Raw genomic sequence first — 1,523 nt, 5'->3', positions numbered from 1 at the left:
CGCCGCATCGGCGGCGTGGTAGGACTGCCGGAGGCCGAACTCCAGCCGCGCCACGTCCGGCAGGTAGGGCAGTTGCGCCACCGGGCCGAAACCCGCGAGAAAGCCCGGAAACCGCCCGCCCCAGAGCTGGAGGCGCGGGTCCTCCGGCGGGTGGGCGCGCAGGAACACGCCCGCCATCGCGCGGAAGAACGCGCGCCCGACGAGGCGCTCGATCACCGGGAAGCCGGTCGCGAGCGCGTCCGTGAGGCCGGCCGCCACGTTGTTGCGGTAGACGTCGAAGCGGCGTCCGGCAGGGCGGCCCTCGGGGTCGGTCAGACCCGGCGGGGACGGCAGGGCGGGATCGAGGAGGGCTTCGGCGAAGGCGTGCTGTCGGGTCATGGCCTCAGGCCTCCACCGGCTCGAGAAGGGTCGCGGCCCGCTCGGCCTCGGCCCGGAGCGTCGGCCAGTCGGGCACGTCGGTGTCCCACTCGATCAGCGTCGGGCGGGGACCGCCGCGCGCCAGCACATGGGCGTAGAGCGTCCAGACCGGGTTCACGACCGCGCGCCCGTGGCTGTCGATGAGGAGCGGCGCGCCGTGCTCGTCCTCGGTCTCGTCGTGGCCGCCGAGATGGATCTCGCCCACCGCGTCGAGGGGGAAGGCGTCGATGTAGGCGCGGGCGTCGCCCGCCTGGTTCACGGCGGAGACGAAGACGTTGTTGACGTCGAGGAGGAGGCCGCAGCCCGTGCGCCGCGCGATCTCGGCGAGGAAATCGACCTCGCCCATCTCGCTCTCGGCGAAGGCGAGGTAGGTCGAGGGGTTCTCGAGCAGCATCCGCCGCCCGAGCCGCTCCTGCACCTCGTCGATGTGATCGGCGACGCGCGCCAGCGTCCGCGCCGTGTAGGGCAGGGGGAGAAGATCGTTGAGGAAGCCCGCGTCATGGGTCGACCAGGCGAGATGCTCGGAGAAGCTCGCGGGCTCCAGCCAGTCGAGGAGATGGCGCAGCCGCGCGAGGTGCGCGCGGTCGAGCGGGCGCTCGCCCCCGATGGAGAGGCCGACGCCGTGCACCGAGACGGGCATCCGCTCGGCGATGGCGCGGAGCTGCGCCAGCGGCCTGCCGCCCGCGCCCATGTAGTTCTCGGCATGGATCTCGATCCAGCGCACCGGGCCCGGGTCGGTCATGAGACCCTCGAAGTGCCGCGCCTTGAAGCCGACGCCGGCGGCGCAGGGGAGGCTCTGGGATGCGGTCAGGTCGAGCATGGTCTTCGGGGCTCCGGGAGGTCAGGGGCGCCCCGGCCGGAGCGGTCCGGCCGGGGCAGGCGGGTCTCACATCTCGACGGGCTTGTAGCTCGAGGCGTCGGTGCCTTCGGGCAGGTCGCGGGCGAGGCCGGCGTAGCCTTCCGCTTCCAGCTCGTCGAGCGTCGCGCCCATGCGGCCGTCGGGCAGCTCGATGTCGCCGCAGGTGCCGACGGGCACGAGCGTCCAGGCGTTGCCCTGGTAGTCGACGGTGGAGGTGCCGGCGGAGGTCGTGCCGGGGCGCGCGGCG

At 73.6% G+C, this 1,523-nt stretch carries 3 protein-coding genes; all 3 read right to left on the bottom strand.

Features of this window, described 5'->3' with window-relative positions; all coding sequences use genetic code 11:
* The coding region (locus ACTS11_RS04610; protein WP_442639169.1) for an HvfC/BufC N-terminal domain-containing protein at positions 1–378 on the bottom strand (378 nt) is incomplete at its 3' end.
* 4 nt (positions 379–382) lie between these two features.
* Complete coding sequence (gene bufB / locus ACTS11_RS04605) at positions 383–1,237, bottom strand: MNIO family bufferin maturase (protein WP_442639168.1); 855 nt, start codon at positions 1,235–1,237, stop codon at positions 383–385.
* Positions 1,238–1,303: 66 nt separating this feature from the next.
* Positions 1,304–1,523: BufA1 family periplasmic bufferin-type metallophore (bufA1, locus tag ACTS11_RS04600; protein ID WP_442639167.1), on the bottom strand; the 220-nt coding region annotated here is incomplete at its 5' end.

This window comes from Roseicyclus sp. (genome assembly GCF_052168335.1).
GTDB lineage: Bacteria > Pseudomonadota > Alphaproteobacteria > Rhodobacterales > Rhodobacteraceae > Roseibacterium.
Note: the sequence above shows the minus strand (reverse complement) of the source record. Positions and strands in the feature narration are given on the sequence as shown.